Source organism: Halopseudomonas phragmitis (genome assembly GCF_002056295.1).
Lineage (GTDB): Bacteria > Pseudomonadota > Gammaproteobacteria > Pseudomonadales > Pseudomonadaceae > Halopseudomonas > Halopseudomonas phragmitis.
Genome location: NZ_CP020100.1, coordinates 2,697,595 through 2,718,495, shown reverse-complemented (window position 1 = coordinate 2,718,495; position 20,901 = coordinate 2,697,595). Strand labels below are relative to the sequence as shown.

Here is a 20,901-nt window from a genome sequence, read left to right as displayed (position 1 = left end):
CCCCAAGTCACCGAACTTGACCCACAAACCGCCTGGCGACGCGCCCTCGATGTACTCCTAGCCGGTGCCCCTGGCGACGCGATCGAGGTACTGCGCGAGCTGCACCACGCAGTGGAACGCTACCAACGCAATGGTCCCATCAAGGGCAGCCCGGTTGAGCGCCAACTGGCCAACCATCTGCAGATCCTGGCAGCAGGCCAGTTGCTGCAGAACCGCCCACCGAGAGCCATGACGCTCGTGGACGCTGCTAGGGCTTTACGTGGGGAGCAAGAGTTGCCACCACCTCCTGCATTCGCCCCTGAAACACCTCTGCCAGCAGTACCGCGTAAGGCGTCGCCAACTCCTGGCCCTGCAATTCCTGCATACGTTCGTGTACGTGCTTCGCGGCCTCTGGCGCATCAATCAGCTCAGCGTGATGGAGAGCCATCATGACGGTGGTCAGCACCTCCTGCGTAAACACGGCGAGATCTTCTGCCCGCGCTTGTAGCTCCCTATCACGAAGCAGGGCCACCAAGTCGCCCACTGGAATGTTGGTCATGCCGCTTTTCCCTCGTTCAGTGAATGTACATCAAAAGGCTATCTCCATTGAAACGGTTTTTCCCATAGGCAAAAACGGTATTTGTTTGGAGCAGCCGCGTAGCAGAAACGCCGGGAGCTTCCAATGATCCGCAGGAATTGGAAAAACGCCCGGCCCACCTCGCTGCTCCACGCGATGGAACTGTGCAAGCAGTACGCCCTGGTGAAGCACAACATGAGCGAGCAGCGCATTGCTGAACGCATGGGGCTGCCGAACCACTGGGCACTCTACAAGTGGCTGGCCAGTGGGCGTATGCCGGCCGTGATGATCCCAGCGTATGAAGCGGCCTGCGGTTGCCACTACGTGACTCAGTGGCTGGCAGCCCACGCCGGCAAGCTGGCGATCGACATGCCGACGGGCAAAGCCTGCGACGCCACCGACATTCAAGAACTGCAGGCGCTACTGCACGCCACTACCGGTGCGCTGCTGGCCTTTCACGCCGGCCAGCAGGATGCAGATCAGACACTGGCCACCATTCAGTGTGCGATGGAGAGCCTGGGCTGGCACCACGGCAACGTCGCCCAACACAAGACTCCGCAACTCGACCTTGGAGAGCACGACGATGAGTAAGCAATTTGCCCGCACCAGCGAGAGCGGCGCTCGCTGCCTGCGCGTGATGAAAGCACTGCGCGGCCAGACCCTCAGCGGGTTGAGCAACAGCGACATTGCCAAGGCGCTGAACATCCCTCCCAGCGCGGTTACCCGCTGTATGAACACGCTGATCAGCGAGGGCTTTGCTACCAAGCTGGACAACGGCCGGTTTGCCCTGAGCGTGGCGGCGCTGCAGATCGCCCAAGCACACGCGGACGAAATGACCCGCGCAACCAACCGCATCCATGAACTTAACCAGCGCGTTGCCGCTGGCAGCCACTACTAAGGAACGACTATGGCCCGTACAAAAACACCGACCACCGAGCCTGTTGATGTTGCGCCGCTGGATGAGCAAGCACTGAACCAGTTGCAGAACGGCGGCAGCGCCCTGGTTGCTGAGCACAGCGAAGAGCGCGACCTGGTAAACCAGTTGCTGGGGCAGGTGCAAATGGCGAATTCCTTCGCTCGTTTTGCCGACGTCGTCAGTTTGACCAGGCTCAAGCACATCAAAGAAACCAAGATGTACCGGGCGTTAGCGGGGAAAAAAGGGATCGACCCAGATGGAAATGAAATTGCCGACGTCGGCACTTTCGATGGTTTCTGCCAAGCCCTTGGACTGTCCCGTTCAAAGGTCGACGAAGATCTCGCCAATCTCAAAGCGTTCGGGGAACAAGCACTCAATCAACTCAGCGCGCTAGGGGTTGGCTACCGCGAACTGCGCCAGTTCCGCAAGCTGCCGGAGGACTCCCGCTCGGCGCTGATCGAGGCGGCAAAGACCGGCAACCACAAGGCTGTTGAGTATTTGGCCGAAGAGCTGCTGGCCCGGCATGAAACGGAGAAAACCGAGCTGACCAAGGCGCTGGACGATGCCCACGCCGACTACGACACCCAGAGCCAAGTGCTGGCTGATAACCGCAAAGAGCTGGACCAGGTCAAACAAGAACTGGAGAGGGTCAAGCGCCGCATCCAGACCATGCCCCCGGCCGAGAGCGTGAAGGAATTACGCCTGGAAGTGACAGGCATGGCCTTTGAGGCTGAGAGCCTGTTGACCAACAAGCTGCGCATCGCCTTTGAAACCCTGGTGAATGCCGGCGCCGAGAGCGGCCACGACCAACGCGCCTACCTGGCCAACCTGCTGCGCCAGATCGAGTTGAACATTCTGGCCATCCGTGAGGACTACGACCTGCCCGACAGCGCAGACCCGGATGCCACCGACTGGATGGCACCGGGTGCGCTGGAGCGCGCCCAAGCGGCAATCGAGGCCAACTGATCATGGGCGCCGTTATGACCGAACGCCTGGTTGCTGTGGCGCAAGCCATCCGCGCCGCAGGCCATGGCGGCAAGCAGGCCATCTATGAGCAGGCGTGCAGTGATCTAGGCATTTCCCTGGCCACACTGCACCGCAAGCTGCGGAATATGACAGTGAAAAAACAACGCAAGGTGCGCGCTGACGCGGGCAAATCTGACCTGACCTATGACGAGGCGCTGCTGATTGTGGGCAGCATCAAGGAAACCACCCGTGGCAACGACAAGATCAACTGGGCTCTGATGGATGCTGTGACGGCGCTACGCGCAAATGGCCTGGTGCGCGCCGAGCGCGTGGACCCGCGCACCGGGGAGATCACCCCACTGAGCGAAAGTGCCATACGCCGTGCCATTCGGGGGTACGGGCTGCATATCGATCAGCTCACGGCACCCACGCCGCACGTGGAAATGCGCAGCGAACACCCGAACCACGTCTGGCAAATCGACGCCTCCCTGTGCGTGCTCTACTACCTCAAGCCCTCGGCCAAGGCGCAGGGGCTGCACATCATGGACCAGGACAAGTTCTACAAGAACAAACCGGCCAATGTCGCGCGGGTGATGGCTGACCGCGTGTGGTCCTACGAGATCACTGACCACGCCAGCGGCTGGATTTACGTTGAGTATGTGATGGGGGCCGAGTCCGGCGAGAACCTGTGCAGCGTGTTGATCAACGCCCTGCAGGAACGCGGTGGGCCGGACATGCTGCACGGGGTGCCGCGCATCCTCTATATGGACCCCGGCAGCGCTAACACCAGCGCCATGACCCTGAACCTGTGCAAGAGCCTGGGTATTGAGGCCATTGCACACGCTCCTGGCAGTGCTCGCGCAACCGGCCAGGTTGAAAACGCGCGGAACATCATTGAACGCAAGTTCGAAGCGGGACTGAGATATCGACCAGTAGCTGACCTGGCTGAGCTAAATGCGCTGGCCGCGCAATGGCGGGCGGTGTTCAACGCTACAGGGGTACACCGTCGCCACGGCATGACCCGCACCGCTGCCTGGATGCGCATTACCGAGCAGCAACTGGTGAAGGCCCCATCCATTGAGGTGTGCCGGGAGTTGGCGATTGCTGAGCCGGTGGAGCGCAAGGTCAAGCCGGGCATGCGTATCTCGTTCCAGGGGGCCGAGTACTCCGTTAAGGACATACCGAACGTGATGGTCCACGAGAAGGTGCTGGTCACCCGCAACCCATGGCGCAGCGACGCTGCTCAGGTGGTGGCCACCAACGCCACGGGGCATCAGGTGATCTACGTGATCCCGCGTATCGAGAAAGGCGAATTCGGCTTCTCTGAGGGTGAACACAGTGTGCCATTCGGTGATTTTGCCCGCCACGCCGACACACCCGCCCAGAAGGCCAGCAAGGCTATCGAGCAACTGATGACAGGTACCACATCGACCGAGGATGCCGCCGCTGAGCGCAAGGCTAAAGCGTTGCCGCTGGCCGGCAAGCTGGACCCTTACAAACCTCTGGCCGATGTCGAGCTGCCGACCTATATGCCGCGTCGCGGCACTGACCACAAGCTGACAGGCCCGGTGGTGGAACTGCCGCCACTGAGCCACGTTGCCGCTGCTAAGCGGTTGAAAGCCATGCTGGGCGACAAATGGACCGCCGACGCCATGGCAACCCTGAAAGAAACATACAAGGACGGCGTTCCAGAGCCCGAGCTGGAAGCGTTCGCCGAGCGTATCCGCAACCCGAAACCCCAGCGTCCGGGTCTCCGGCTGGTGGGAGGTGATGCATGTTGAAACTGAAATCCACGCTGGAAGCCATCGAGCAAAAGCAGGCCGATCTGGCGCGTTCGCTGCAACTGAGCCCGGCCACTATCGCCCAGCTGATCAACCATGGCCAGTGGCCGAAAAGCCTCGACCGGGACGCGCTGGAGCAGCGCATCCGCGACTGGCTGCTGAGCAACGGCGCCGCAAATGATGCTATCGGCGACGTATTTGAAGAAATGGATCAGCCGTGCGCCAACACGGCCGATCCGCAACCCCCAGAAGAGTCCGACCAGGAAAACAACCAGGAGTTAGAACCAATGCTAAAACGGAAACAGACACTGATGCCAGCCGCACGCAAAGCCTTTTCCCTGCTGCGCGATCCCTTTGATGACCTGACCTGCGCTGATGACATGTACGTCAGCCAGGATATTCGCTACGTCCGTGAGTGCATGTATCAAGTCGCCCGGCACGATGGCTTTCTGGCTGTGGTAGGTGAGTCTGGGGCTGGAAAATCAACGCTGCGCCGTGAGCTGGTCGCCCGACTGGAGGCAGAAGACGCGCCTGTGGTGGTGATTGAGCCCTACGTCCTCGCGATGGAAGACAACGACCAAAAGGGCAAGACGCTCAAGTCGGCCCACATTGCAGAGTCGATCATGGCTGTGGTCAATCCGACCGAGGTGCCGAAATCCAGCCCGGAGTCTCGGTTCCGCCAGATGCACCGCGCGCTGCTGGGCAGTGCCGAGTCTGGCATGCGGCATCTGCTGATCATTGAAGAGGCGCACAGCCTGCCGATCCCAACGCTGAAACACCTCAAGCGCCTGCGTGAACTGGAGCGCGGATTCAGCAAGCTGCTGAACATTGTCCTGATCGGCCAGCCCGAGCTACTGACCAAGAAACTGCACGAGCGCAACCCGGAACTGCGGGAGGTAGTGCAGCGCATCCAGGTGGTTGAGTTGGAACCGGTACCGCTGGCAGAGCTGGAAAACTTCCTGCGCTTTCGCTTCAGCCGAGTCGGCGCTGACCTCGACAAGGTAATCGACGCGGACGGTATCCGCGCCATTGGCGAGCGTCTGCAGCACACCGTCGGTAACAAGATCCACAGCCTGCTGTACCCACTGGCAATCGGCAACCTGTTTGTCGCAGCCATGAACCTGGCCGCAGATCTGGGCGAGCCGGTTGTCACCAGCAACATCGTGATGGAGGTGTGAGATGGCTCAGCAAGCAATCGTGACCTTTACCGACCGTGAAGATGGCAGCGTGAATGTCTGCATTAGCTTTGACCCCGAGGTCAACGTGAACTCGCCGATGACACCTGCAATCCGAGCGGCCTTTGATGTGTTCGAACGGATAGCCAAAAACAACCCGGAAGCAACGGAGGTTAGTCATGGGTGAGCTGATCGAATTTCAAGCGCCGCAGCGCGAAAGCAAGGTGTTTACACGGCGTGTAAAGGCATCACTGGCGTTGGCCAACGCTGTGACCCGTGAGCTGCGCAAGCATGGCTGCACCGTGCTGCTGGCTGCCGTGGATGGTGAGCGGCCGTTCCTGGTTGTTGAAGCTGACGCGCCGTTGCATGTCGTGCCCTGGGGCCGGTTCGGTCTGTTTCTGCAACAGACTCCTGGAAATTTTGTGGCATGCCAGTCCTACCTGCTGGGCTGCCAGATTCATTGGAAGATTCGGCCGGTACCGGTCGGGAGGGTGGGTTGATGCAAGTGATAGATGAGGTGAAGGCTGAACTGGAACGCGCAACCGCGAAGTTCCCGACCTGGCCAACAGACCCGCTCCACGCCCTGGCAGTACTCGGTGAGGAATACGGCGAACTCAACAAGGCCATGCTGCAACTGACATACGAGCCGGGCAAGGCGACTGCTGCCGACGTGCGTGAGGAAGCGATCCAGACTGCAGCGATGGCACTACGGTTGGCGATGAGCCTTGACCGCTACGAGTACAAGCAGGGACCGCAACATAAGCAGCAACTGGTCCTGGTCGAGATCGAGCGGCTGGACGAACAAGACAGCGAAAGTGGAATGCTGTGCGGGACTTATGAGTTCCCCGCGCAGCTAGATGCACAGGAGATTGGACATGACAGCACAGATTGATATCCCTAATGGCTACCGCAAAGATGCCAAGGGCAACCTAGTACCCGTAGACCGCATCAAGCCGGTCGATCAATTGCGCGATGACCTGGTGCTGGCACTGGTCAAACGTGGCGCCAGCCTCAGCAAGTCATTGGCTGACTTTAAGGCTGCTGCATTCAGTGAGATAGATACCTTTGTCGAGCAGTCAGCCGCTGAATACGGCGCCAAGCATGGCGGTAAGAAAGGCAACATTTCGCTGCTGTCGTTCGATGGTCGGTACAAGATCCTCGTCGCCATTCAGGACAGCATCACCTTCGATGAGCGCCTGGTGGCCGCAAAGGCGCTGATTGATGAGTGCCTGAAAGACTGGACGGCCGACGCCCGGAGCGAGGTGGCCACCATCGTCCAGGACGTGTTCCGGGTCGATAAGGCCGGCAACATCCGCCCTGCTCAAGTACTCAGCCTGCGTCGCCTGGATATCGCCGATAAACGCTGGTTGCGGGCCATGGATGCGATCAGTGATGCCGTCCAGGTAACCGGCTCCAAGTCCTATATCCGCATGTACGAGCGCGTCGGCCAGACCGACCAGTACAAGCCCATTAGCCTTGATATTGCGGGGGTGTGAGATGCCGCGCGGGCACTGGACCGAGCAGGAGAAGAGTCGCCTCTTGGCTCTGTACCCTGACACACCGATGTGGCAACTGGAAGTGATCTTTCAGCGCTCGGAAAAGGGCATCTATTCCCAGGCAAAGGCCCTTGGTGTCCAGCGCAGTGAAGCTTTCATGGCGAGTGAGCAGAGTGGGCGAATGCTCAAGGCCTCTACTCTGGGCAACAGTACTCGCTTTCAAAAGGGTCACCAAACCTGGAATAAAGGGCTGAAAGGCTTCAAGGCCGGCGGTCGTAGTGCTCAAACCAGGTTCAAGCCTGGAAATCTTAGTGGCTCGGCCAAAGACCAGCTCAAACCGGTTGGACATGAACGGGTCACCAAAGACGGGATTTTGCAGCGCAAGGTCCGCGCTGACGGCCCACCGCATCGCCGGTGGAAATCAGTGCATTCGATTCTCTGGGAAGAGCACAACGGCCCAGTTCCAGCAGGCCATGTAGTGGTTTTCAAAGACCAAGGTATCAAGCACATCAACATCACTCTTGATCGGCTTGAGCTGATCACACGCGCCGAGCTTGCTCTGCGCAACACCATTCATCGCTATCCGCCAGAGCTGAAGGCGGCAATCCGTGCCGTGGCAAAGCTGAAGCGAACCATCAATGAGGTGGGCAATGAAAAACAAAATTGAGGATCTGCGTAACCATCTGTTCGTCACCATCGAGTCGCTGCTGGATGAGGATAAACCTCTTGACGTGGAGCGCGCCAAGGCAGTCGCTCACGTCGCAAGCGTGATGATCGAGTCAGCCAAGGTCGAAGTGAAGTTTCTGGAGGCTACCCAGGCGGTGAAGGGTACAGGTTTTATGCAGATTGGCCATGACGGAAGAGAATGATATGGGTGCCCAGAAAATGCCATCCCCCCAAGACAACCCGTTCTACTCGGGCGAGATCAATGGCCGGCCCTATTACAGCTGCTGCGCCTATGACCGTGTTGAGCGTGTTCGCACGTTCAGCATGGAGCAGTGTGATGCTGCTGAAAGCCTGCCCAGCATACAGAAAACGGTTCTCCAGGCTATCAAGCGTCGGCGCAAGCAACTGGAACGGGGGCTACGATGATCTCCCGCTCAACCACAGCAAAAATCCACATCGCCCGGCAGCAGCTGGGCCTTGAGGATGCCGATTACCGCGCCCTGCTCGGCAGGGTCGCGGGCGTCACAAGCTCCAAGCAATTGACCGATCGCACTGCAGGCCGGGTGCTGCGCGAGCTTGAGCGCCTCGGATTTCAGCCCAAGCCGAGCAACCGAGCGAAGGGCAAGCCTCACAACTTCAATCAGCAGGACGCCGAGATCACAAAGATCGAGGCGCTGCTGGCCGATATGAAGCTGCCCTGGTCATATGCGGATGCCATCGCAAATCGAATGTTCGGTATCGCGCGCTGCGCCTGGCTACGCAAGCCCCAGCACTACAAGGCGCTGATCGCCGCGCTGCATGTTGAGCAGAGAAAGCAGAACCTAAATGCCGAGTTGGAATGCTTGCTGGATGAACTCGGATACAAGGGGCCAGAACGCACCTCGGTTTTGGAAGACCTACCCAAAGGGTGGAATCGCAGTATTCCAACATTGGAAGCGATTATCCGAGCCTTGCGTGCTGAGCAAAATGAGAAGGGGCCGCAACTATGCAGTTGACGTGCCCATGCTGCGGTGAGCAGTTTCCCTTTGAAGCGGGCCTGGCCGACGAAGAAGGCAAGCGACTGGCGGCATTGTTTGCGGAAATGCCGCCCAAGCTGGCCAAGGCGGTACTCAGTTATCTCCGACTGTTCAGCCCGGCGAAGCGCAGTCTGCGCATGAGCAAAGCTATCCGTTTGGTCAGCGACCTTCAGCAGCTGGTCGATGCCGGAAGCGTGACCCGAGATGCCCGGACAACCGATGCACGTAAGGCAACGCCTGCGCTGTGGGTGGCTGGCATTGAGCAGGTGATCGTGCAACGCGAGAAGCTGACATTGCCCCTGGAGAATCACCACTATCTGCGGGCCGTGGTTTACGGCATAGCCAGCGATCCCGCAGCAGTCCAGGCACTTACACCCAAGACGGTTAAGCCCGGTACCGATGCGAATGAGCGACTGGAACGGTACTACCAGATCCAAAACGATCTACGTCTCAAACTGATCACACCCGAAGAGGCCGACAAACGCCTCAAGGAGCTTGGCCAATGAGCGCTATCTCACCCCACATGGAGCAGCAGCGGCATGAGCTGCTGTCAGACGTTGCTGACCTGGTTGCGTCCGTCCTGGAGGACCACGGTGTTGCCGCCAGTCTGGCTGAGCAATGCGGGGCGGCCTTAGCCGATCGGCTGGCTGCTCATTGGGGTGGGCAACTGATCAATATCCCGAAGGACTACCGGTTCAAGCTGGCTGCACGTGATCTGCTTATATATGAAGAGTTCACTGGCAATAATCACGCTGACCTGGCAAGGAAATATGACATGACTGTACGGGGCATCTATAAGATCATAGAACGCGCCCGCAAACGCGATCTCGACTACCGGCAGCCAAAGCTATTTTGACTGCCTATTTTTGAAACTCCTTTTCAATTCCTGTCCCGATATATCCCGGCTCGTCCCTCAATATCCCGTTTTATCTAGCTTTCCCTGTATTATTTATCTCACTCCCCCTCACCAGGCCCCACTGTATATTCCGGTGCCCGCTCCCACCCCACCGCCCCCCGGCATTGGTTTTGGAACCATTTTCAGCGTAGTGATCGCGCTCTTCGTCGGCATCTTGCTGTTCAGTACCGGCGACAACCGTTCATCACGCAGCTATTCACCACCACCCGGCATAACCCAGCCAGCGCCCGTGCGCGAGCCTGTGGTGCTGCAACCACCAACCTACTTCGATCAGGGCCCGGCACTGGTCAGCGATATGGCCACAGAGGGCAGCGGCCTTTATCGTGAACGCCCTAACCCCATGGCACTTACCTTCAGAGAAGACATTGTGCGTGATGCCGTGCCCTTCTACCGCCTCGGGCCGTTCACCACGCCACAGGCCTTGCCACTGATTCTCAGTGCCCCACTCAACAACCAGTTTGCTTCACTGGCGCCTGATGGAGTGAAGCTGGCCCACCTGGATGCCACCAATGGGACACTCTCAATCATCAATGACCATTCCCAGGACGAGCAGATCTATGGCCTGGAATACTGGCAACCAGACCAGAACCAAGGTGTGTTTGTACCGCGCTGTAATGCCCGCATGGCTTGCAGTGCATTGCACCATCTGCAGCCCGGCAAGCAACCGGTCGCCTATGCGTTTCCCAAGATCGACGACGAAAGCTCCGGTGGTCACTGGCGCTTCGCCGTCAGCCCGGACGGTCGCTTCCTGGCGCTGGCCAATCGTCAGCAAGTGATCACGTATGCGCTGGGCAGACCCAACAGCCCGCTGGCCACGGCCCGGATACCCGAACACCTGCGCGGTTATGCCATTGAAGCCCTGTCGCTGAACAACAGTGCCAGCCGCATATTCCTTAGCATGGCGCGTTCCGAAAACTATGGAGTCAACTTTGATGCCCTGCTGCTTGAACTGACCCGTGACGGCAACCAGCTGATTATGGATGAGTCATTTGCTGAACAGGCTCGGCTCGCTGGCACCCAAGTGCTCGGCGCCTATCATGCCATTGATGCCGAGGGCAGCACCCTGGCTGTAGCCGAGTATCAGGAACATGAAATCAACAGCACCGACTACCGCTGGCTCAACCAGCCGGTAACCGCTGCAGTCGCCTACCCGGCCATCAGCATCTGGCAGCGCGACGAACTCGGCCAGTGGCGCTTCAGCTATCGTATCGAGTGGCGAGAGCTGCGCGGCAGCCGCAAATTGCAACTATCCGGCCCGCGCCGGATGGCTCTGTTCAACGGCCTACAGCTAAACAACCGAAAGGTCAGCGGCGATAGCCAGCCCCATCACGATTTTCAGCTTTCAGCCGATGGAAGCCTGCTGCTCAGCGGCCTGGAGACTGAGGAGCGCAACAACCGGATGACTGCCAGTGCCTATCTGTTCGATATCCGCAGCGACAACCCCGGCTTTATCGGCCGCCTGACCTCCCGGGTACATGGCGAGCGGAACTGGGTAAAAACCGCCTACCCGGATGTGCGCCTGTCGCGCAATGCCGACTACGCCGCCATTGGCTGGTTCCTGTATGAAGAGCAGTTCAGAGGCAAGGAGCTGAGCCAGAGCTATCAGATCGAGATTTTCCGCTTGCCCGAAGGCAGGGCCACGCCAGCCCTTGCCCGCCAGACGCGGCAGGAATAAGTGACTACCTCTGACCCACCAAGCCACTTCCAGTGGTGGCCAGCCCCGCACTGCTCTATGATCAAGCCATATGTGCCGTGCATACACTCCCATGGGAACGATGGCGTGACAGACAACCAACCAGACAGCCTGACCGGGTACAACGGCGAACTGCTTGACCCGGCCGCCATTGATAGCGCCTAGCCACTGCTGGATGCACTGCCTTTCCCGGTCATGCAGATCGATACAGATTACCGCGTGGTCGCCACCAATCGCGCTGCCGCTCAGCAATACACCAGCGTTCATGGCCACTGCTACCAGGTCAGCCATGGCTACGATAGCCCCTGCGATGAGAACGGCGAAACTTGCCCGAAACTAAGTGCCCAGAGCAGCCGTAGCGCCAACGTGGTGCTGCATATCCACCAGATGAAATCCGGGGTCGAGAAGTTCAAGGTTCAGGCAGTCCCGATTGAGGGAGGCGGTATTCTGGAGCTGCATATTCCGCTGAATGACGTTACCACCATCGATATCCTGACTGGGCTGACCAAACCGCGCCGAAGGCGAGCAGCAGGTACGCCGCTATGCCGCGCTGATGAAGCGCACCCAGGCACGCTACGCTCTGATAATGCTCGATCTCGACCGTTTCAAATCAGTCAACGACACCTACGGCCATCTGGCTGGCGATCTGGTTCTTGCCAGCTTTACCGAGGTACTGCGCAACACCGTGCGCGAATCGGATATCGCTATCCGCTATGGCGGCGAGGAATTTCTGGTCATGCTGCTCAACGCCGATCAGGCAGCCGCAGAACAATTTGCCCAGCGGGTGCTGGAAGCCACCCGTGAGCTTGAGATTGTCTATGAAGAACATACCCTGCGGATTACCGTCAGTGCCGGGATTCGCTGTCTGGAAGCTGAAGAGTTGCAATCGGTAGCAATCGATCTGGCCGTAAGCCAGGCCGATGCCGCCATGTATCAGGCCAAACAGGCTGGGCGCGACCGTTTCGTGGTGTACGCCGGATAGATCACCAGCATCAACTCAAGGGCCGATCCGGACGTACCAATCCCAGTTTCTCGATTCGATAACGCATCATGTCCCGGGTGATACCGAGTAAACGGGCGGACTTGGTGACGTTCCAGTCAGTTTTCTCCAACACCCGCATTACAGCCTCCCGATCATTTACACCCGGACGCTCATCGGCTGTATCCAGCTCCTGACCTGGATATCCCGGATGATAGTCCAACCCGGACTCAACGCTATTGACCAGTCCCGGGCAAAGACTCAGGTGCTCGGGTTTGACGCTGTGATTCTGCGCCAGCAACGCCGCCTGCTCGAGCATGTTACGCAGCTCGCGTACATTGCCAGGCCAACTGTAGTTGCGCATCCGGGTTTCCGCCTCGGAGCTGAACACCAGTTCAGGTTTGCCGTAACGGCGCCCGTGCATGCGCAAAAAATGCCGGGCCAGCAGCAGGATGTCGTCACCACGCTCATACAAGCTGGGCATTTTCAGGGTGATGATATGCAAGCGAAAGAACAGATCCTTGCGGAACCGGCCCTGCTGTACCATCCGCTCCAGATTGCAGTTGGTGGCGCTGATGATCCGCACATTGACCCGCCGCTCTCGAACCGAGCCGATTCGCCGCACGCTACGATCTTCCAGCAGCTTGAGCAGTTTGGCCTGCATGCTCAGGTCCATTTCACCGATTTCGTCCAGGAACAGGGTCCCGCCATCGGCCGCTTCTACCAGGCCAACCCGGCGCTCCTTAGCATCGGTAAAGGCGCCCTTCTCATGTCCGAACAGCTCCGCCTCCAGCAGGTCGGCGGGGATCGAGGCGCAGTTGAGTTCAACGAACGGCCCCTTGGCCCGACAGCCTTCGAAGTGCAGGGCGCGGGCGACCAGCTCCTTGCCGGTGCCGGTTTCCCCTTCAATCAGCACCACCGGCAGGTCGTCGCAATCCATGCCGCGCTCGGCCTCCAGCAACTGACGTATCCGGCCCTTCAGCGCCTGCATGGGGCCCGAATCACCCAGCAATTGCGCAAGATTGCCATTCTGCGCCTCACGCTCCTGATAGAAGTTCAACTTGCGTTCCAATTGCTGGGCCTGCAAGGCCTTGTCCAGCATCAGTTTGATTTCCGTCAGAGCCACAGGCTTGGTCAGGTAGTGATAGGCCCCAGCTTTCATCGACTCAACCGCATCTTCGATATTGCCGTAGCCAGTCATCATGATGCATTTGAGTCCGGGCTCACGCTCGTGCAGCTGGCGTACCAGTTCAACCCCGCGCATGCCCGGTAGTGAGTTATCAGTCAGCACCAGGTCCGGATGAAAATGTTTGAGTACATCCAGCGCCTCTTCCGCGGTATGGCAAACCTGGGCCTCGAACTCTTTGCGCTCCAGATATGTCTGGATATTGGCCGCGAGCTGCTGGTCGTCCTCGACAATCAGAATACTATGCTGCATTGGATTCTCCTTCGGTCAGACTGAAGCCGAGACAGATGGTCGTGCCAGTATTCTCGGTACTGTTCAGTGAGACCTCACCACCAAAACGCTCCATGATCCGTTTGACCATAACCAGGCCTACACCCAGACCACCCTGTTTGGTCGTGTAAAACGGCCGGAAGGCCATCAGCTTCTGTTGCCGCGACATACCCTTGCCGGTATCGGCAATGGTCAGCCACAACTTGCGCTTGTTCTTGTCGCAATCAAGCCGCAGACGCAGCCAGCCACCATCCGGCATCGCCTCGATGGCGTTGGCCAGTACGTTGTGCAGCACCTGGCCGAGCAGTACATTGTGGGCCATCACCGGCGGTACCGCCGGCACGGTAGCTTCCACCCGAATGCCCGACTTTTTGAGCTGGTGATCGAATGCTGCCAGGCAGTCTTTAAGCACCGCCGGCAGGTTGACCGGCTCTGGATGAGTGTTGACCGGGCGGGCTGACACCAGCAGCTCACGCACCCAATGCGACATGCGGTCAACCTGACCGATGATGTCGCCAATGCTTTTGCGCGCATCTTCTGGTTCCAGCTCAAGTGCCAACTCGGCACTGGAACGGATCGAGGCCAGCGGATTGCGCAGGCTATGAGCGATGGCCGAGGACATTTCTCCAAGCAGCACGAAGGTTTCATTATCGACCAGTTTGTGCTGCTGGTAGCTCAGCAGCCTTGAGGCCCGGCGCACAATCCGGAACAGACCGAAAAACAACACCGCACCGCCCAGCAAAGTGGCCAGCCAAATCATCGCCAAACCACGCTTGATCCGGCCGATTAGATCATGGGGCTCCTTGTAGATTTCGACCACGGCTCCAACCCTGCCCTGGGCATTGAACAGCGGAATGTAATTCTCGATGAAGAACTTGTCGTGATGACGAATGAACTGCTGCTCCTCACGGTTGTGCGGCAGATGGATATAGGTGGCACCCACCCGATCTTTGAACCTGAACACCTGCTCAAGATCCTGATTTTCGGTAAAGCGCTCACCGATAAGATCAGGATTGCTGGACCATACCACTACCTTGTCCGGGGCATAGATATTGGCCAACAGAGCATCGGGCAGGTGTTCGATATGGTCGAGAAACTCCTCACGCACTTGCCGGTGAAGCGCTGCCGGCACATCGGGGTGCGGTGGCTGGCGCAGATCGAGCAGATCGGCAATGGTCACAGTCTGAGGCAGGCGAGCATGACGTATTTCAGCCTCGGCCACAGCCTGAACAAACTGGGCGCTGAGCATGGAGTCCCGCTCGATGCTTTCACTAACAACAAAGTGGGTGGAGATGATTCCCAGCCCCACAGCAACGCTGGAGATCAGCACCAGACTGAGCAGAGAAAACCAACGGATCAGATTGAACGATGACTCTGCGGCCACAGTCGCAGTCCCTTTCCCATCTTTCTGCTGCTGCGCAAAGAGGGCCATCATCGGACATTTCTCTCGTTGTTATACCTAGGGTTATAGCGGAGTGGCATCAGTGGTCAAGAAAGACTCCATACCGCCCGTCCGGTTACCCCAAGGTCCGGCCCAACCCCCACCCCAATCCGGGGAAGAGCTTGCCCCACTGCCCCCGCCAGACCTTTGATAAGGCACAAGAAACCGCTCTAGAACAAGCCATAGCGACAATAAAACCAGTCTGGTACGAAAGTTGCGACAAGGCTTTAGAGCCTGTCTGCGGCGCGCTCATTCCCCGCCGATGGCCATCCCCAACGCAGGAGGATAACGATATGCATCACCCAGCCCTCAAGGCCTCGGCTCTGGCATGTGCGGTGTTGTTCGCCAGCCAGACACTGCAGGCCGAACTCTACCGTTACGACAGCGGCCCTTACCTCAACGAATTTGGCGGCTTCCCTGCCTGGTACCAAGACACACACGGGCGCGCGCTCGAATTGTGTCGTTCGCTGGCGGTGAGCTCCCGCGCTGGCGCCGGCGACCCTGAGGCCAGCAATATGTGCGCCTTGGCCTCAGAGCCCGATCTTTACGATATCAGCCAACCGCTATCATTCCCCGATAACTTCCCCAGCGAGATGTTCTGGTTCACCGCCGACGCCTTCATCGAAGATCCAGTCAGCGGGATCAATCTGATCTGGATCGCTGCTCTGGAAGCGGCCTTTGCCAATGAAGAGCCCGCCGAGGGTGACCAGGTTGCCTTCGGCCGTATCCGCATCCGGGTCGACCTGCCCTTCCCTGGCGTTTACACCATCACCCACCCCTACGGCGTCGACGTATTCGACGTAACCGAAGAAGACATTGGCGATGATGGTAGGCGGGCCATCAACATGACCCGCGATATCGGCATTGGCGATCCCGGTGATTACAGCGGCGCCCTGACCAGCGATGTCGGCCCATTCCTGCGTAGCGTCAACGGCCCCTATCAGGAAACCAACCCGGACACCGGAGAACTGGAAAGCTTCATCGGTGACCCCAATCTGGAAGAAGCGGTTACCGGTAGCCCGTTCAATACCAACTATGTACGCATCGAAGGCCCCAGCGGTATCGATCTGCGTACCGAACTATTCGTGCTGACCGGCAAGCTGTCGACGGTCGAATTGCCCACCCCGGTCGTGGCCGAGCGGGCGACCTTCTCCCGTCAAGCCGGCCCCAATGGGGTTGAGCAACGCTCCGACGTATTCGCCCTGGCTCCGCCGCCACCGGCACAGGTGAGCTTCAGCGCGGGCGGTCAAGCCGCAACCAGCATGAGTGAAGCCGATTCCACCGGACGCTGGTATGGCCAGAGCGATGCCAGCCTGGCGCCGCACACCACGGTTGAAATCCATGCAGACAACAGTCTGGCGATACCCACCAGTACTGCCGATAGCACCACCATCGGCCTGATCGATCAGGTGATCATCCAGCGCGCCGAGTACAACCTCAGCAATGCTCAACTGACCGTGGAAGCCTATACCAGCGACGAAACCGGCGGGCCGCAACTGACCCTGCGCGACGGCCACGGCAACCTGATCGGCCAGCTCAGTGGCAGTGGCCCGGTCAAGAGTCTGAGCACCAGCATTACGCCCATTCCCCCAGCCTCGATCCGAGTTGAATCGGCTCATGGCGGGGTGGATATCGAAGAAGTCGTGCTCCTTCCCTGAGCCCAACAGCCTAGCCCTATAACAGGAGGCAATATGAACATCTTCAAGCAATGGCCAGCACTGCTGCTCGGTGCGTTAGGTCTGGGTGTTGGCCTGGCTGGCAGCGCTTATGCCGGGCTCCAGGACTTCGACCGAGGGCCCTACACGCCAGCCAGCGGCGGCTACCCACTATGGTACATGGATGAGGAAAACGTGACCCTGGAGCTGTGTCGTACTCGAGCCACCAGCTCACGAGCTGGCGGGGGGTTGATGTGCATGATCTCTGCCGAAGGTGATGAGTACGATGAAAACTTCCCTTTGGTGTTTCCTGACAACTGGCCCGGCGAGCTGTTCTGGTTTCTTGCTGAAGCCAGCATTCCAGCAGCAGGCAACAGCGGTTACGAGCTGGAAACGTTTACTGCAGCGCTCGAAGCTGCTTTCACTGACGACGTTCCAGTCGATGGCGACCAAGTCAGCTTCGGTCGGATCCGTATCCGTGCCAGCATCCCACAACCAGGCATTTACACTGTGACCCACCCCTATGGAGTCGATGTATTCAACATCACCACCACAGGGCGCCGCGCGATAAACATGACCCGAGACATAGGTATCTCCGCCGGGGATTTCTCGGGAGCGCTGTCTAGCGACATTGGTCCCTTCCTGCACAGTGTCAACGGCCCTTATGAAGAAGTGGAGCCGGAAACTGGCAATGTGGCCACCTTCATTGGGGATCCAAACCTGAGCGAGGAAGTCGTCGGCAGCCCCTTCGACACCAACTTTGTGCGTATCGAAGGGCCAGCCGGAACGATCCAGACTAATGTGTTCACGGTCTTTGGTAAGGTATTCAACCAGCAACAGCCGCTTGCCCTGGAGGTTGAGCGCGCCAGCTACAAACGCAATGCCAACGGCACCCGGGTTGAAGTGTTCGCCGGCTCAAATGCCAATGCCGAGGTGTGCTTCCGTGAATCCCTGGCCTTGGTCGGCGATCCGGGCTCACCCTGTCTGATCGACATGGTCGCCGATGGCAATGGCCGGTTCTTCGCCCATAACTCGAATGCCGACGAGCTACCGGACGTAGTCGTAGTCACCGCCAGCGATCCCAGCGGAGTCTACAGCCCGAGTTCCAGCTCAAAACGCTTGATTGACGTAGTCAAGGTTGACCAGGCGCACTACTCCTGGGCTGACAACAGCCTCAGCATCAGTGCTCGTTCCAGCGATGAGCAGGAAGTGCCGGACCTGTTCGCCGAAGGCTATGGCCGCCTGAGCAAGTCGGGTGTGCTGCAGACCCTGGTCATTGAAGGTCTGAGCCAACCGCCAGCCAGCATCCGCGTGGTGTCCTCAGCCGGTGGCAGCGACAGCGAACTGGTCAGCATCAGTGGCCAGGCCCCGGATATGGGGGGGAACCAACCCCCGGTAGCCGTCAATGACAGTGCCCAGACCAGCGCCGGGGTTCCAGTGCTGATCAGCGTACTGGCCAACGACAGCGACCCGGATGGCGATCTACCACTCAGCGTAGTCAGCCTGACCCAGCCGGATGTCGGCAGCGTCGCCCTCAGCGGCAGCACAGCAGTGGTCTATACCCCGCCCGCCAGTGTCGATGGCGTAACCGTCACCAGCTTCACCTATCGGGCCAGAGACATTCGTGGCGCCGAGTCGGAGCCGGCCACGGTCACCGTCACCATCAACCCCAACCAGTCACCGGTAGCCGTCAATGACAGCGCCATCAGTCAGGCCAATACCATCACCATCGATGTGCTGGCCAACGACAGCGACCCGGAAAACAATGTGCCGCTGAGCGTGGTCAATCTGACCCAGCCGCCAGCCGGTCAGGGTTCGGTGAGTACTGACGGCAGCATCGTCACCTATGTGCCACCCGCGACGGTCACCAGCACCTTCACTACCAGCTTCACCTACCAGGCCATGGACACCCTTGGAGCGGTCTCCAATGTCGCCACCGTGAGTGTCGAAGTACGGCCGCCGCCAGCGGTTGGCGAGGTGATCAACGTCACCCAGGCTCTGCTGCGTGAACGCAGCAACGACCGGCATAGCTGGGAACTGCGCGGCACCACCTCACAGGTTGCCGGCAACACCATCAGTGTCGAGGTCGCCACCGTAAACGGCCCGTTCTCGCTGGGTAATGCCACCCTGACCCCAACCGGTCAATGGCGAATCTCGGCCAACACCACCGGGCTGACACCCACCACCCCGGCCACAGCGACCATTCGCTCGGCTTTGGGCACGGTGCTCACCGTGGAACTGGAGGTACGTTGAGCTGACAGGGGCTCCGGCAACGGAGCCCCGACAGCCTCGAGGACATGCCATGAATAGCCTGATACGCCGTGTGCTGCCACCACCCATGCTCCTGCTGCTCGGCCTGAACCTGGCCCAGCAGCCGGCAGCCGCAGCCGACCTGATGAACAACTTCGACCTGCTTCAGGGCGCCGATCTGGTCGAAGCTCAGGTCGGCCCCGGCTCCCTGGCCTGGGTGGAGCAGCACGGCGACCAGCATCAGGCTCAAATCAACCAACAGGGCGAAGCGTTGCGCGCTTTGATCGTGCAGCGCGACGCCGGTAATCAGGCCCTGATCAACCAGCAAGGCGTGGACCTGCTCGCCAGCATTGTCCAGCAGGGCTACGGCAATCAGGCCAGTATCGATCAACTCGGCGCCCATAACCGCGCCCATATCGAACAGCACGGTGCGATCAACAATGCCCGCATCGAGCAGTCCGGTCAGGGCCTGAACAGCAGCATTACCCAGCACACCACCGGCCAGAACGTACTGGTAAGACAGTACCAATGATCGGCGGCATTTAATGCGTTGCCAGAGTGGAACCACCCAAGGAGATGAGACCATGTTCAAATTCAGCCCCCTCGCCGCCGCGGTACTGACCACGTTCAGCATCCAGGCACTGGCCGACGACAGCCTGTCGAACCAGGACCAGATTGGCGATTTCAACTATGCCGAGGTCAATCAGGACTTCACTGGCCCCAGCTCGGCAAGCCAGACCCAGACCGGCGCGGACAACTACGCCCTGATCTATCAAACCATGACCGACAGCACTGCAACCCAGAAACAGACCGGCGTGCTCAACGCCACATTTATTGAGCAATTCGACAACTTCAACAGTCACAGCAGCCAGACCCAGCACGGCGATCTCAACGATGCCGCCGCGCTACAGATCTTCAATATGGACACCACCGCCACCCAGACCCAGTCCGGGGTAGGCAATTTCTCGGCAATCTGGCAGGAAGGCATGATCCAGGGCGAGACCACCATCGACCAGAGCGGTATCGGCAATACCGCCTACGCCGATCAGCTCTACAGTGAAAACACCCAGATCGACATTACCCAGGATGGCGACGACAACTTCGCCGCAGCCTGGCAAGACAGCTCGATGGACAGCCAGATCGATATCACTCAACTGGGCATGGGCAACGAAGCCTTCGGCGATCAGTTCTTCGCCGACAACAGCAACACCAGCCTGAACCAGGCCGGCATGTACAACTACATGGAATCCTGGCAGGACAGCCAATCCCAGAGCACCAGCAACCTGCAGCAGAACGGTGACTTCAACGAGCTGATCGTCGACCAGTCCTTTGGTAGCAACAACCAGGTCACTGTCTGGCAAAGCGGCAGCGAAAACGCCCTGGAAGCGTTGCAATTCCAGGTTGATGACGCAGTTATGAACCTGAGCCAATCGGGTGTCGGCAACTACGGTGAGGTCTACCAGGAAGGGGTTGGCCATGTCATGCAGCTCAGCGCCAACGGTGATGGCAACACCTGGGATGTTCAACAATTGGATGACTACAACGTCATCAACTTCAGCCAGAGCGGCCCAGGCAACGAACTGGTATCGCTGCAAAGCGGCATGGACAACTACGCCAGCGGCTCCAGCAAGGGCAGCAACAACAGCGTGGATATCGATCAGTCTGGCAACGACAATCAGTTGTTGGTCAGCCAGTTGTATGGTGAAGGCAACCTGATCCAGGCCACCCAGACTGACATGTTCAACTATGCCAATGTCATCCAGGGCGGGATGTACAACGAGGCTTACGTCAACCAGGCCGGCATGTCACACAGCGCCTACATCAGCCAGTACGGCACCGGCAACCAGGCAGTAGTCAACCAACAATAACCCCCTGCCCCACCAACCATTCTGCCGCCCGATTGGGCGGCAGAATGGTAAGCGAACAAACCTCGTTTCTA

23 protein-coding genes and 1 pseudogene are annotated in these 20,901 nt (G+C 59.0%); 21 read left to right on the top strand and 3 right to left on the bottom strand.

The window, feature by feature from the left end:
- Positions 1-247 precede the first annotated feature (247 nt).
- Entirely contained in the window at positions 248-538 is a 291-nt protein-coding gene (locus BVH74_RS12620) for a hypothetical protein (RefSeq protein ID WP_080050409.1), read from the bottom strand.
- A gap of 123 nt (positions 539-661) precedes the next feature.
- Between BVH74_RS12620 and BVH74_RS12615 the strand changes: the two genes are divergently transcribed.
- From BVH74_RS12615 to BVH74_RS12535, 17 genes and pseudogenes are all read left to right on the top strand, one after another.
- Complete coding sequence (locus BVH74_RS12615) at positions 662-1,147, top strand: hypothetical protein (RefSeq protein ID WP_080050408.1); 486 nt, start codon at positions 662-664, stop codon at positions 1,145-1,147.
- A complete protein-coding gene (locus tag BVH74_RS12610; RefSeq protein WP_080050407.1) occupies positions 1,140-1,454 on the top strand; it encodes a helix-turn-helix domain-containing protein in 315 nt (104 codons plus the stop codon). Before BVH74_RS12615 ends, BVH74_RS12610 begins: the two co-directional genes overlap by 8 nt.
- A 9-nt stretch (positions 1,455-1,463) precedes the next feature.
- A complete protein-coding gene (locus tag BVH74_RS12605) occupies positions 1,464-2,438 on the top strand; it encodes a hypothetical protein (RefSeq protein WP_080050406.1) in 975 nt (324 codons plus the stop codon).
- Between the two features lie 14 nt (positions 2,439-2,452).
- Positions 2,453-4,219: a DDE-type integrase/transposase/recombinase gene (locus BVH74_RS12600; protein WP_231705515.1), complete on the top strand. Its 1,767-nt coding sequence runs from the start codon at positions 2,453-2,455 to the stop codon at positions 4,217-4,219.
- A complete protein-coding gene (locus tag BVH74_RS12595; protein ID WP_080050404.1) occupies positions 4,213-5,397 on the top strand; it encodes an ExeA family protein in 1,185 nt (394 codons plus the stop codon). The genes BVH74_RS12600 and BVH74_RS12595 overlap by 7 nt, the downstream gene beginning before the upstream one ends.
- 1 nt (position 5,398) lies before the next feature.
- Entirely contained in the window at positions 5,399-5,581 is a 183-nt protein-coding gene (locus tag BVH74_RS12590) for a hypothetical protein (RefSeq protein WP_080050403.1), read from the top strand.
- A complete protein-coding gene (locus BVH74_RS12585; protein ID WP_080050402.1) occupies positions 5,574-5,894 on the top strand; it encodes a hypothetical protein in 321 nt (106 codons plus the stop codon). Before BVH74_RS12590 ends, BVH74_RS12585 begins: the two co-directional genes overlap by 8 nt.
- Positions 5,894-6,286 carry a nucleoside triphosphate pyrophosphohydrolase family protein gene (locus tag BVH74_RS12580; protein ID WP_177344531.1) on the top strand — a complete coding sequence of 131 codons (393 nt, stop codon included), beginning with the start codon at positions 5,894-5,896 and terminating at the stop codon, positions 6,284-6,286. Before BVH74_RS12585 ends, BVH74_RS12580 begins: the two co-directional genes overlap by 1 nt.
- On the top strand, positions 6,270-6,890 hold the full coding sequence (locus tag BVH74_RS12575; RefSeq protein ID WP_080050401.1) for a DUF3164 family protein: 621 nt from the start codon (positions 6,270-6,272) through the stop codon (positions 6,888-6,890). The genes BVH74_RS12580 and BVH74_RS12575 overlap by 17 nt, the downstream gene beginning before the upstream one ends.
- A 67-nt stretch (positions 6,891-6,957) precedes the next feature.
- Positions 6,958-7,557 (top strand): HNH endonuclease signature motif containing protein, encoded by a 600-nt coding sequence (locus BVH74_RS12570; protein WP_231705514.1) that lies wholly within the window; start codon positions 6,958-6,960, stop codon positions 7,555-7,557.
- Positions 7,541-7,759, top strand: coding sequence for a hypothetical protein (locus BVH74_RS12565; protein WP_080050399.1), 219 nt, complete (start codon positions 7,541-7,543; stop codon positions 7,757-7,759). Before BVH74_RS12570 ends, BVH74_RS12565 begins: the two co-directional genes overlap by 17 nt.
- On the top strand, positions 7,743-7,982 hold the full coding sequence (locus tag BVH74_RS12560) for a hypothetical protein (protein ID WP_155121722.1): 240 nt from the start codon (positions 7,743-7,745) through the stop codon (positions 7,980-7,982). Before BVH74_RS12565 ends, BVH74_RS12560 begins: the two co-directional genes overlap by 17 nt.
- Complete coding sequence (locus tag BVH74_RS12555) at positions 7,979-8,551, top strand: gp16 family protein (RefSeq protein ID WP_080050397.1); 573 nt, start codon at positions 7,979-7,981, stop codon at positions 8,549-8,551. Before BVH74_RS12560 ends, BVH74_RS12555 begins: the two co-directional genes overlap by 4 nt.
- Complete coding sequence (locus BVH74_RS12550; RefSeq protein ID WP_080050396.1) at positions 8,542-9,078, top strand: HI_1489 N-terminal domain-containing protein; 537 nt, start codon at positions 8,542-8,544, stop codon at positions 9,076-9,078. Before BVH74_RS12555 ends, BVH74_RS12550 begins: the two co-directional genes overlap by 10 nt.
- Positions 9,075-9,428, top strand: a complete 354-nt coding sequence (locus BVH74_RS12545) for a Mor transcription activator family protein (RefSeq protein WP_218189133.1) — start codon at positions 9,075-9,077, stop codon at positions 9,426-9,428. The genes BVH74_RS12550 and BVH74_RS12545 overlap by 4 nt, the downstream gene beginning before the upstream one ends.
- A 190-nt stretch (positions 9,429-9,618) precedes the next feature.
- Positions 9,619-11,163: a hypothetical protein gene (locus BVH74_RS12540; protein WP_080050395.1), complete on the top strand. Its 1,545-nt coding sequence runs from the start codon at positions 9,619-9,621 to the stop codon at positions 11,161-11,163.
- Between the two features lie 535 nt (positions 11,164-11,698).
- Positions 11,699-12,163: pseudogene (locus BVH74_RS12535) on the top strand (GGDEF domain-containing protein); the annotation flags it as partial.
- Between the two features lie 10 nt (positions 12,164-12,173).
- Here BVH74_RS12535 and BVH74_RS12530 read toward each other — a convergent pair.
- Both BVH74_RS12530 and BVH74_RS12525 read right to left on the bottom strand, forming a co-directional pair.
- Positions 12,174-13,598 carry a sigma-54-dependent transcriptional regulator gene (locus BVH74_RS12530; protein ID WP_080050393.1) on the bottom strand — a complete coding sequence of 475 codons (1,425 nt, stop codon included), beginning with the start codon at positions 13,596-13,598 and terminating at the stop codon, positions 12,174-12,176.
- Complete coding sequence (locus BVH74_RS12525) at positions 13,588-15,000, bottom strand: sensor histidine kinase (RefSeq protein ID WP_231705513.1); 1,413 nt, start codon at positions 14,998-15,000, stop codon at positions 13,588-13,590. Before BVH74_RS12525 ends, BVH74_RS12530 begins: the two co-directional genes overlap by 11 nt.
- A 350-nt stretch (positions 15,001-15,350) precedes the next feature.
- Here BVH74_RS12525 and BVH74_RS12520 point away from each other — a divergent pair, with 350 nt between their 5' ends.
- The 4 genes from BVH74_RS12520 to BVH74_RS12505 are packed head-to-tail and all read left to right on the top strand — an operon-like array spanning position 15,351 to position 20,830.
- Positions 15,351-16,715 carry a hypothetical protein gene (locus tag BVH74_RS12520; protein WP_080050392.1) on the top strand — a complete coding sequence of 455 codons (1,365 nt, stop codon included), beginning with the start codon at positions 15,351-15,353 and terminating at the stop codon, positions 16,713-16,715.
- A 33-nt stretch (positions 16,716-16,748) separates the two neighbouring features.
- Positions 16,749-18,965 carry a cadherin-like domain-containing protein gene (locus BVH74_RS12515; RefSeq protein ID WP_080050391.1) on the top strand — a complete coding sequence of 739 codons (2,217 nt, stop codon included), beginning with the start codon at positions 16,749-16,751 and terminating at the stop codon, positions 18,963-18,965.
- A 49-nt stretch (positions 18,966-19,014) separates the two neighbouring features.
- Positions 19,015-19,494, top strand: coding sequence for a hypothetical protein (locus BVH74_RS12510; protein WP_080050390.1), 480 nt, complete (start codon positions 19,015-19,017; stop codon positions 19,492-19,494).
- A 52-nt stretch (positions 19,495-19,546) separates the two neighbouring features.
- Positions 19,547-20,830, top strand: a complete 1,284-nt coding sequence (locus BVH74_RS12505) for a hypothetical protein (RefSeq protein ID WP_165443745.1) — start codon at positions 19,547-19,549, stop codon at positions 20,828-20,830.
- The last annotated feature ends 71 nt before the right edge of the window (positions 20,831-20,901 follow it).